This is a genomic window from Endozoicomonas atrinae, assembly GCF_001647025.1.
Taxonomy (GTDB): Bacteria; Pseudomonadota; Gammaproteobacteria; order Pseudomonadales; family Endozoicomonadaceae; genus Endozoicomonas; species Endozoicomonas atrinae.
On record NZ_LUKQ02000070.1, the window covers coordinates 15,099 to 27,038 of the forward strand.

Sequence of the window (11,940 nt, forward strand, 5' to 3'; positions counted from 1 at the left end):
CATGATTTCTTCGTTAAATACGGATTACGCCTCAGACACCACATCCTGATAATTCAGTCAGTCTCAACGTTTTTGCTGATTCCTGTCCCCCAGATAGTTATCAGCTTTTTTTTATTCTCTCGTTCTTCTTTCTATTTGTTGATTCACCATCATTTTCTTAATCCAAAGTAATGACCAATACGGTCACAACAAGCTCGGTTGTTCAGTCACCGTCAATACAGGCAGCACATTGGACAACCTAAAGCTTGTAATAGCCACCAGTAATTAGAAACAAAGACCGGCACCCGCTGATACTACCGACGTACCTTCCGATGCACCGTAGCGACCCTGTATCACAAAACCATTTTCAAAACTTCGTGAAACTCCCAGCGCCATGCCGGTATGACCATCGAAGTGGCCAAGACCAATACCGACAAAATTCCTCCCGGGTAAATAAACATTGGGCAGGGATGAAAATGCAGCATTGACGCTGATTGCTCTGCCGTACTTTGTGACTTTGTTCATAATAGTGTCCGGCATCTCAGCATTAATCGACTGCAACCGCTGATCAATGTTGTTCAATTCCTGAGCTACCCGGTTCATCTCGTTGGAAAGCTGGCTAGCCGCTGTTTTTTGTTGGGCGTCGTCAAAAAGTCTAATTTGCATATCTTTTGCAGTGCTGGTGTATTGCTGCCCATTGTAAGTATAAGGATATGATCCCTCAGGCCAGGATGGCTTCAACGTAAGAACCCCGTCAGCATAAGATATTTTTCTGAGATCAGGATAAAAACTGTGCAGTATATTTTGATGCATATTAACCGCGTCACGATTTTGATTAACCATGTCCGTAATTTGATTTGCGGTTGTCTGCAAGTCTGAAGTTCTTGGAGATGGAGCTGGCGACCAGGGCTTACGCATGAGGATAATCATTCGCATTTAGGGAGTCAGCGCTGCTTGTTAAATCTGTGCGGGGCACATTCAGCGACAAAGATTGTAATAATTCGTGCACTATTGTCTGGATTTGGCGGATAAAGATTCATTTTTCAATCCTAGATTCAGACAGGAACACTAGAAATGGTGACCTAACTGTTCAAGATATAAGCAAAAAGCCACCTAAATGAGAATGCGAATACTCGTGCGTAAGCCCTGAGCTGGCGACAGAAGAGGGTTTAATTCCTCAGGGTTCTGAGCGAGCGCTGATTGGACCGAAAACACTATCACGAAGGAGAGTAACCAGCGAATATTCATTAGACCTTACTCAAGAGACGACTGACAAAACTATAGAATGAACGACAGGTTTATCAAGGCGATGATGTCGTCGTTATCAGGGATATGTCTGTGGTTACGGATACTGATCAGGTTGAGCTTCAATGACAACGGGGAACGATCCGGTGACCAGCTGGCGGCCAGTTCGTATTCCAGGTGACGCGCTTCAGGCTCAAGGTCTATATCAAAATGTTCATACGCCAGCGAGTAGCCGACGTAGCCAACAGGCAGTTCAAGTCCTGCCCTTCCTTCATCCAGCCCGAGTGGCTGGGTAACAAACAGGCCGTACTGCCAGCCATGGTCGCCATCAATCCACAACCCACCGGAAAATGAACTGGCCGTAAGCGACGCTGGCACGTTCAGGATTCCACGGGTCTGATCTGCCCCGGTGGTAAGCCGGTAATAATTCATGATCATTTTCATGGATGGGTCAAACTGGTAGTGGATGCCACCACCTATTAGTATTGAGTCGCTGCCATTATGCGTATTCCACGGGCCCGTACCATGACTGCCCAGTACCGTTGATACTTCACGCAGGCTGCCAAGACGTAAGCTGCCGGTCAGTTGATCGGTGAAAGGTCTGGTCAGTCTGAACATCACAGTGGTCGACTCCGGCTCACCGACATGCCGGTTCATAAATTCCTCCGCTTCACCATGAGTGAGAGCCAATTCCAACAGACTATGATCAGCGAGCTGGTGCTGATAGTGAACGTATTGCCCCTGTCCCTGAAAATACGACAATGGGGCGTCGAATGCCTGACTGGCGGGCAGAACATTCATTCCCGTAAAGCCAAATGATCCCCCGGCAAAATCGCGTCGGGATAAGTCACCATAGCCAAAAGTCAGGGCAACCTCTGTGCTCATTGCATAGTCCAGCTCATAATAAGGGCTGGTAAACTCGCTGTATCCATCGGGTGGGGTAAACGCCAGGCTCAGATGGTCACTGATCGCCATCCTGGAGAGAGGCTCACCAGGCAGACTGCGCTGCAAATAGCGCAGGGCGTCGATCCCGGAATGATGATCATCGCTGGTCGCAAGCAGGGCTGTGCCGGGATATATAAAGCCGGCATTATCGTAGTCGTCTACGGCAACAAAGCGGATTGCTGACAGTTGTTTTTCAACCCCGTTTAAAATAAAAGAGGGAGCGAACCGACTCTCCGAAAGTGTATAGGAGGCACCCGACCGTGAAGGTAACAGTGCTTCCCCCATCAGCGACGTGGCAGCCTCCAGATTGAGGAGACCCCGGCCATACACAGGGTCAGTACCCGCCTCACCCAGATCCGTGGCTGAAGCCAGGAGTCGATTCACCACGGCTTTGCTGTGACATTGACGTCGGTTGTATATCGGGCTGTCCTGTCGACAGACATCATATTGCCGACTGGATGATGGTAGCTTCAGGCTGGGAAATGCCCCTGCGATCAGGGCAAACGCACCCGACAACTGTGGGGCCGACATGGATGTGCCGGTCAGTGAATCATAACGCCCACCGGGGATCGTGGAAGTAATAGCCGTCCCCGGAGCGGAGAGACAAAAGTCAGCCGCATAGCCACAGGCGTGTGATGACCCCACCCGTTGCCCGTTGTTCGCAACGTTGATCACCGTCAGCCATTGATAATCGAGGTCATTGCCTATAGCGGTGTCGCGATAGATCAACGGCGCCATCGCCATCACCGAGGGTTGCTCCGTTTCCGGTGTGGCTCCGATCACTGCATCATTAAAATTGCCCGCAGCAACCACGGTCACCAGTCCCTGCTGCAGTGCCGCCGCAGCCTGCTGATAATCACTGTCGGGTTGATTGTCCGGAGCACCAAACAGATACGATTTCAGATCCGGGTGCCGATAGTCCGGGTTCATACCGGCTATATCCGAAGCGACCAGGGTGCGTTCGCCAAATGTGTAGGCATAGCTCATGTTGGCAACCGTTGCTCCGTTACTGCTCGCCCAATACATGAGTTCACCATCACCAGCAGGTTGCTGGTAACACCCCCCGCTGACATAGGCACAACCGGGCAAAATCCGGGCATTGAAGGCCACACCATGAACGCCATTGGTATTTTTCTCGGCCGCAGCAATACCGGCCACATGAGTACCGTGACCGGCAGGGTCTGACAGGGCATAGTGCTCCCGACAGAACCTATCACCGGAGCCGCAAGGAGTCAGGAGGTTACCATCCAAATCCCGATGGGTTGCGTCAACACCGGTATCCAGAATGGCAATGGTTGTTCCCTCCCCTCCCTGGACAGCACCATCAACCCCGGCAAACACCGCAATGTTTGCATAAGCTTCCTTGGCCTTGATCACATCAAGATCTGCTCGCTGAAGGTACTCGCTGGTCTGATAAAAGGCAGGAGAAGTGATATCCCTCTGGTTAACTTCAGCGCCGGTCTCTCCAGACCCGAATATTCCACTACCGATCGACGCTGGTGATGAATCACTACCACTACTGCCACCACCGGCCAACGCTGCTGCGACACCGGCTGCAGCACCACCGATCAACAGCCATGAGCGACTTCCTTCACCAAAAAGACCGGTTGTGAAACTCGATAACTGAAACTCTGCTGTATCGAGTAACGGATACTCCGATTGAAGGCAGTCAGACTCCCCCATCTGACCGAAACCAGCCGAAAAGCAATCATCGATAACGATATGCCCGATGGTTGGCAGGGAGGTAAATTGATTCAGCGAATAGTTCGCAGGTTTTCCATGTCCGGACTGGGGATACAAAAAAAGCAGAGCTACAACAATGGCAGGATATAACGTCGTCCGTGGTGACATGTCTGAATTCCTTTTCAGTGGAACACTCCGGTTCTGCCATCCAGTCAAATTCCTTTCGCTGAAATGGCCTGACTATTGACCATTAAAATGACATTCGCCCATCAAATGCAAGCGGCAAAAAGGGGCAGATATCCAACGTCATGAGTACTAACAAACGCAGTGTTTACAGCGACGGGAGATTCAGATGAATTCGCAGTGCCTGGCAAAACCGAATTTTCAGACCAATTTGCTAATATCGCAGTTGGACTGTCTATTCTCCAACAGTCTGCTGGCAATACTTGTTCTCGACAGATTTGCGTTTCAGTAGCCACTGACATGTCAGTGGTCAACGATTCAGTATTGTTAACGACCCACGTTTGGTGGCAAGGTTAGGTAATGGCTTGCTGAATTGAAAGCACAGAAACCAGTTAAACTTGATACTGCGTGAGATACCCAAGCGGCAAAGTTGGGCTAATAACAACCGCAGTCAGAGCCGGGAGCGATCCTTGTGATGGGTGAGACAATCTATGAGCCGGTTGTGGGGCTGGAGGAAGTTGGAGCGTTTACCTGTCAAAAAATAATAACAGCCCTGGTGATCTGACCGATTCGCCTCCGTAAGAGGCGGTATTTTAGCGTGTCATTTTCAATACGACATAAACCGTCTTTGCAAAAAAAAACGGACCCTAAAGCCCGTGAGATAAGATTTTCTCTGCAAAATTCACAGCAGGTATACTGCGTCATGGAACAGCGTTCACTTGGAACGGTGCCTCTTCCGTGAGGACGGGAGCATCCTATTGAAAACAGCACTTCTCCGAAATTGGTAGTAGCACCTAAAAAGATGCGACTGAGACCTTGTGTTTTGACACTTATCTACCGGAGCGGATACTACTTTTTATTTCTGGTAACGCTTCACAGCATTAGTGGCGATCTGGTTAATCTGTTGGTTCAGCCGGTCGAGCCGTTCCCGCTTGGTGTCACGATCCATCATCCGGTCTTCCATCACCTTGCGGACTTCCCTGCGCAGCTTGCTGATCTCCCGACTGGCCTTATTGAGCCCGGACTTGTTATTCAGTCTGGTACTTGCTGACTGTTCCAGCTCTTTAGCTCGCTGGGTTTCCCCGGTCTCCTGATAGTGCTTGATGGATGAAGCAATGGCATTCACCTCCTTGTTCATCTCATACAGCTCATTGGTGTAACGAGTACTGCCTTTGATGCGATCACCAAAGAACGACCCCACCACCGGGTAGTCCTGTTTGTTCCATGAAGGCTTTTCGCCAGCACCGGTCAGGTGTCGGGTAACCGCATCGGTCACCGCCAGGGTTCCTGTGGCAAAAGCATTGAAATAGCCTTTCAGCAGGTGTTCCAGCTTTTTAGGGGAGCGCATCCACTCCGGTGCGCCTTCGGGAAGGTACTGCACCAGCTCCTTTAGCGTCTCGCTGGTGTACGGATCGTACTGGGCTTCGGGCTTCAGGTGCTGCAAGCTCATGGGTACTATATCCCGGTCACGGAAACGGTCACGGTTCTCGCCCACTTCCCAGATCGGTTTGATGAACTGCGGTATGGGTGTGGATTCCAGGTTAAACATCGCCATCCCCAAAGTCACCATGGCATCCTTGGTCCATTTGGCATCCTCATGCCCCATCATGCCCTGCCACAGGAACTCCGGGATGGTGGCAAAGATATGCCCCACCTCGAACGGCTTGGGGATTCGGAAGTGGCCGTCTGCCCCGTCACCGACCCAGAAGTGGTGATAGGCCACTTTCTCGTCGGTGCTGAGCTGTTGGTAACGGTCATCGTCTTCAAACAGTCGCACCAGCAGCCAGGAGGCAAAGCCGTACATCAGCCCCCGTGTTAGCACCTCACCGGAAAAGGCGCTCCAGTGCAGCTCATCACCGGGCTTCACGCCTCGCCACATCCGGTTCACCCCCTGAAGCAAACTGTTGGTGAACTGGATGGACTGGGTCAGAAACCGGACAATGCCCCACTGCCCCTTACGGGTAAAGTTCATCACATCCAGCGACTGATAGGCGGCTTCCGCCGTTGAACCACCTTCCTCCTTTACCCGTTCAAAGACGTGCAGCCGGTTGGAGTCCTCGAACCGGGCACCAATGCTGTCCCAGAAATCGATCAGCTTGCCGGGCGTGCTCAGGATGCGCTTTTGTTCAGCAGGGGATAGCTTCTTGCGGATATTGTTGTAGTTGCTCCGGTAGTGACCACTGCTACTGCTCCCTCCGGCCATTTTCATCGCCCACAGGGAGTCATCCTCATCCAGGGATTTTCTGAAACCACGAATGGCACCGGCCAGTGGGTTCATACCCACCACCTTGCCGTTCACCTCCGGGGCAATATGCACTGCCGTGGACAGCGTATCCCGGGTCAGGTTTCGGAACCAGTAGGCAGGCATCGTCGTGACACCGCGTCGGACTACTTGGCTGGGAATGCCCACCAGTTTCATAAAGCCGCTGTGCAGCTCCGGTCCGATGTCCTGAATGGAGGCCAGCAGCAGCGGATCATCCACCGCGTAGGTTTCCAGCTTGCCATCGCGTGAGACACTGGTGGTCCCTTTCAAGGTTTCGTACTTTGCCATCAGCGACTTCCAGCCGCGCATCTGTGTTGGGGTCAGATCGGTACTGACGCCGATTCCCTGAAGGGCGGCCTTTACATCGTCGTCGGTAAAGGTAATGGCATTCTCAATTTTCTCCACGGCCCCCAGTTGCAGGGCGTTATCGATCACCCGTTGCTGGGCGATATTCTTCAGGGCCGCATCGAGCATGGAACGGGTATTGCGCACCATCGCTTCCAGTGGCGCGATCTTTTCCACCCCACCTTTTAATCGTTGAATACCGGAGGTCTGGCCGCCGAGTCCTTTTTTAGGCCGGAGGAATCGCTGGCTCTCTTCCTGGTATTCCAGATCGTGTATCCGGTTGAACGGTATGTAGTCGCCGGTATCGAACAGCTTGCGCTGCTCCTTGTCGAGGGTGCCGGCGGCTTCCATAAAGTCCAGCAGGTCGCGGTTGTGCTGCTGGTAGTCGCCCATCACCTGCTTGAACCGCTTCGCCAGTTCCGGCTGGGTATGCACCCAGTTCTGAATGGTGTCGATCCGCTGCTGGTCGTAGAGGTTCTCCCGGTTTTGTTGGCTCAGTGCCTTGCCCAGTTTCAGGTCTTTTTCCATCTGTCTGCGGTCACGATTCCAACCGGTACGACCACCGGGATATTCATCCGGTGCTACGGCATCCAGCGTTTCTTTCAGTGCCTGCCCCTGAGCCAGCAACTGATTGCCTTTGGCCCTGGCCGCCTTGTCTTCCTCCATGATCCGCTGCGCCCGGTGGCTGCCTTCGTATACCTCCCAGATTTCCAGTTCATTCCGTTCAGTGACCGGCTTCAGCAGTTCAAATAGTCCCTTGCTGTCGGGTTTGATAACAATACTGCCATCTTTCAGCATCGGGGTGCCTTTATGGAACGTGGCATCGGTCACATTATCCAGATTGCGGGCCAGGTAAACGGCCTTGCTGGCAGATACCGTTGCATCCATCAGCTTGCCATCGTTCAGCAGTTTTTCCTGCTGTTCAATAATGGCGGCATCGGTGAATACGCCCTGATTGATATGGAGCAATCCCCGCTTGATATGCTCTTTCAGCGGTTTGGCCTCCCACCACTCCCGCAACCGGTCGTGCCACGGTTTCGGGGCAATGCCGCCATGGATGTCGTTGATCACGGACTGCACATCGTCGGGGAGGTCTTTCAGGGCGTAGCGTGGGCTACTGCCTGGCTTCGGCTGCTTGTCCTGCTGCTTACCCTGTTTTTTGTCTTTCAAGGCAAACAGCGGCTGGCCATCCTTCAGCACAGACTCTTTCATCTTGTCGGTGACGGTTACCGACCAGACTTTATCGGGCCTGGTGTCGTATGGGTACTGCGAGCCGTTGATATGGATCTCGACAGGCTCCAGCGTTGCTCCCCACTTTTTGGTGTACTTCTTCATATAATTGGCCAGACGCTTGTCGTAGAACTCGCGCATTCCCCTGGCACCGTCGCCCATCAGCTCGTCCAGGTTTTCCAGGGTAAAGTCGGCGCTGTGCTCGGCGAATACCGCCCGGTCAATGTCTTGATTGGCTCCGTCTTGTGAGTCGAAATAGAGCCGCGAGCCATTGGACATATACAGTGCCTCACCATTGGCATCCCGGATAAACCAGCGGTTCTGCTGATCGTCGTTATCCTGCTCGGTGGACCATTGGCTGCGCTCCTCTTGCAGGGATTGATAAACGGAGTGGCTGTCCTCACGTATTTTTGCCCCCAGACGATGGCCCACATAAGCGTCCAGCCGCTCTTCTGCAATGTGTTCTCTGCGGTTGCTGCCGTTCCGGTTTTTGATCGTTAAGGTGACATGGGTCAGTCGGCCTTCGTGGGTAAACTGGGGGGATACCTTCATCTGCTCTACCACCTGCCCAAGGCTGGGATACCGTTCCACCTGCTGTGCGGCACTGCTCCAGGCGATCCGGTCAAAGCCGTTCTCTGCAGCGTGGCGGATCATCCGTTTCATCACCAGGTTGGGCCAGCTCTCTTTCAGGGGCGCATTAGGTACCTGACGGTAGAACCGATGTTTGTCGGTATCGAACAGTGACTGTCGTTCATCTCGCAGTGCTTTCAACTGGGCTTCGGCATCCACCCATTGCTGGAAATGGTTCTCTACATCCTCTGCAACCGTGGTCAATTCGTTGTTCAGCTGTTCCACCTGCGTCTGATCCAGGCGTTGCTCTTGTTTGATCTGACGGGTAAGGTCATCACGCCGTGCACCGGTTTCAGCATGCTGTTTGCCAAACTCATCCCGCTGTTTAACGACGGACCGAATCCTGTCATCGACTACGTTTATCCGGGCATTGCGCTGCTCCTGTTTACGCACCGACTCTGGTGTTCGATAGCCACTTTCCCGTCCGGCCTGATGCCAGTCGCTCTGCACTTCATCGATAAACAGAATCCGTTCATTACGACCATGGACGTTTTCATCAAAGGTCTGGAAGCGCACATGGGCCAGTACGTTTTCTGTTGTTCCCCAGTGGCTTTCGTCATAGTCGTCCTGTCGCCATCGGGCAAAGGATTGATGCTTGCTGACCGCAGCAGCGATGGCCGAGGCTTCGGTGGCGTGACCGGTGGTGATCATGGTCTTGTCATCGCCATTGCGACGGTAGAGGGTGTAATCCCGGAACGCCTGACTCCAGCCCACATCGTCCACCTTCATACCGGCGGGCATTATGCCCTGCGCCAGTGCCTTGGCTTCTTCTTCGGAAATGGGGCTCAGGTTCTTGTGATTCGGATCAGCGGGGAATACGTGGCTGTTGTTATCCAGCACCAATATCAGCTCAGAATACTCCTCTCCGCCCTGCATGGCATAATTGCGGTACTGAACGTCGGACTCATCCCGCAGCTCCGCTTCCAGGTCACTTCGCACATCCGACTCATAGTCGTTCTCCCAGGCTTCCAGCGCGGCGTCTTCCTTATCGGAATAGGGGATGTGATCCCGTACCAGCTCCTTGTCGTCAACATTATCGACGCTGTTATTGGCTTGCCATTGCGCTTCTTCGTGGAGGGCGGATTCATTCAGATTGCCATCGTCATCCACCAGGGCGTCCACTTCATGGTCATCCAGCTCACCCCGTTCAAACCGCTGTTTCAGTTCCTGATAGTGGAAGTCGTACTCATCCTCCCGAAGTACCTCCCGCGCATCATCCAGCAGGTGGGACAGCTCACCCAGCGAATAGCCGTGCTCGTAATCGCCAATTCGCTCGCTGATAAAGTGCTGCTGCTTTTCATAGACCCGCTCTTCCAGCTCTTGCTCATCGAACGCATCAACACTGAGATCTTCGTCGATCCGTACTTCATTCTGGCGGATAAAATCCAGCACCTCGGCCCTGCTCAGCTTTTCACCCTTTTTGTCCGCCAGCCACAGGTCAAGGCCCAGCCACTGGATTTCCTCATCCTGCACAAAGTTGCCTTTCTTGATGGCATTCAGCCAGCTCTGGGCAGGCAACTTGTCAGATTTCACCGCAGCGGCACTGCGCTCCACAGCTGAGTAGAACGTCGGGGCTATGCCTGCATCGCTGTATCGACCGCTTTTACTGCTACCCGTATTCAAGCTGCCATTGCGCTTCAGATGACCACGGGCAGCACTCAGCAGTTCCACCGCATCGACGTCCGTCCATTTGATATTGGGGAACAACCGGCGCAGGGCATTGCGGATCATACTGACCACTTTGGTCAACAGACCGTTTTTCGGGTCTTTCTCCGCAAGGTGCGCCAGGTATTCCTCGGCAATGATCCGGTTGGCTTCTGATTCAGATTTTCCTGAAAGCTGTCGTGCATACCGTTTAGCCAGTGCCTGCTTCAGCCGATCGTTCATATCCCGGTGAATTTCGTCCAGCACGGTATCGAGCCGTTTGCCCAGCAGGCCACGGACACCTTTATGGCCCACCAGTTCATGGAGGACAGTGCGCACCGCCTCGCCCGTGGTGTCCAGATTGGCTGCGATCAGGTAAGTCTCGCCGGTCTCCGGGTCGAACATCCCCCGCACCCGTCCCTGAGCCTTGTCGCTGATCACCTTCTGGTAGAGGCTGGAGGGCAGTTCGGTTTCCGATTGCAATACGTGGATGGACTGCCCCAGTTTCTGCTCCAGCGGCTTCAGCTTCAGACGCAGCGGACCGGACTGGATGCCACGGGCGTTGCTGTCTTTTCGCAGGGCGTAGAAGGAGCCCCGTTCGTTCAGGTCTGGAGTTCCTCTTTCGGCGGCAGACTGGTAGCTGCCGTCCTTGCCGGTAAAGTGATCCAGCACCTGGATACGGTCGCCCCGGTTGAAGAAGCGGATCAGGTTACTTGTGCCTGTCGTGGCCAGTGGGGAGCCATTGCTTTTCAGGATGACCGACGAACTGTTGGTGCTGTCCAGTGCCTGCATGATCCTTGCAGCCGCTGGGTTCCCCAGCCGCGCTCCCGGCGCTTGGTGGGATTTCCCCCGTCCCTGGGGGTCATCCGTTGGGAGACGCAGGGTCTTCAGATCGCTGTCCGACAACGGCAGGACGCCAGTAACATTGTATTTGCTATCCAGCAGCACCACGGCATTGGGGCTGATGGTATCGAGGAAGGGGCGCACTGCTTCCGGTGACCCGAAATTGATGTAAGGCCGGTTATAGCGCAGCCGACGTTCGGTAATGGGGAATGTCTTATTGCGAGCCATGCGCTTGGGCACCACGGTGCCCATCTGCACTGTGCCCTCTGCATCCATGATTTTGGCATGGCCAGTGGTACCCACCACGGCATGCCCCATATTCACTACACCACTGCCGTCCAGCACCTCATTCAGGCTGTGGGTAATATGCACATCCGACATACTGGGCTCAGGATCACCAGAGGGATGGTTGTGAGCAAACCAGACGCTTTTGGCATCAGGCGTAGCAACCACAGCACCGGCCAGTGTCCATGGGGATACGGAGGCCGAGGCCTTCTGCCCCTTGCTGTGCTTGATGACATTGATCACCTTGTCATTGCCATCAAGCACAATGGCAACCATTTCCTCCTGCGCCAGCTTGCGGATCGGGGCAATAAAGTGGGCAAGGTCATCGTAGGTGTGAATGGTGTCGGTGCCGGCTTTTATGGTGCCGGTTTCATCATGCTTAACCAGAACACGTTGGTTCTCGATGGTTTGCTGTTTTCTTTCGTCACCGGAGAGGTCTGGGGAGGCGAACAGGTCCTTCTGACCGGCATCTTCCAGATCGGATTTTTTGTCGCGCCGCTTACGTTCTTCTATTTTTCCTTCTTCGCCTTCTCCGACTCGGTAGCGTCCGGTTCCCTCATCAATTTGTCGAACTCGGATTGTGCGTCCAGAATCTTCTTCTGATTGGCTCTCATTTCCTTCTTCTGTTCGGGGGTCAACAGATGCCCGTATTGCAGATACGATCT

3 protein-coding genes are annotated in these 11,940 nt (G+C 53.5%); all 3 read right to left on the reverse strand.

Annotated elements, in window-relative coordinates:
• Positions 1-264 precede the first annotated feature (264 nt).
• Positions 265-645, reverse strand: coding sequence for a YadA C-terminal domain-containing protein (locus tag AK963_RS33220; protein WP_175404497.1), 381 nt, complete (start codon positions 643-645; stop codon positions 265-267).
• Between the two features lie 612 nt (positions 646-1,257).
• The gene (locus AK963_RS11925; RefSeq protein WP_066015680.1) at positions 1,258-4,020 is read right to left on the reverse strand and encodes a S8 family serine peptidase; all 2,763 of its coding nucleotides are present in this window, start codon (positions 4,018-4,020) and stop codon (positions 1,258-1,260) included.
• Between the two features lie 871 nt (positions 4,021-4,891).
• On the reverse strand, positions 4,892-11,940 hold a 7,049-nt coding region (locus tag AK963_RS11930), incomplete at its 5' end, for an LPD38 domain-containing protein (RefSeq protein ID WP_175404498.1).

Excerpts from the sequence above, each read along its gene's own strand:
- AK963_RS33220 (WP_175404497.1), bottom strand. The coding sequence starts at position 645 with ATGCAAATTAGACTTTTTGACGACGCCCAACAAAAAACAGCGGCTAGC.
- AK963_RS11925 (WP_066015680.1), bottom strand. The coding sequence starts at position 4,020 with ATGTCACCACGGACGACGTTATATCCTGCCATTGTTGTAGCTCTGCTT.